We start from the raw sequence: 278 nt of genomic DNA on the forward strand, positions 1-278 counted from the left end.
GCGAACATGAACGACTGGATCTCGAACAGCGCCGAATACGGCGAGTACGTGACGGGCCCGCGCGTGATCACGGCCGAAACGAAGAAGGTCATGAAGGAAGTCCTGAAGGACATCCATACCGGCGAATACGCGAAGAGCTTCATTCTCGAAAACAAGGCCGGCGCGCCGACGCTGCAATCGCGCCGCCGCCTGGGCGCCGAGCACCAGATCGAAGTGGTCGGTGCGAAGCTCCGCGCGATGATGCCGTGGATCGCTGCAAACAAGCTCGTCGACCAGTC

General features: G+C 61.5%; 1 pseudogene. It reads left to right on the forward strand.

The features are described from left to right. Positions 1-278, forward strand: a pseudogene (locus SB751_RS29880) (ketol-acid reductoisomerase); the annotation flags it as partial.

It is taken from the genome of Cupriavidus sp. SIMBA_020, assembly GCF_046535395.1.
GTDB lineage: Bacteria > Pseudomonadota > Gammaproteobacteria > Burkholderiales > Burkholderiaceae > Cupriavidus > Cupriavidus campinensis.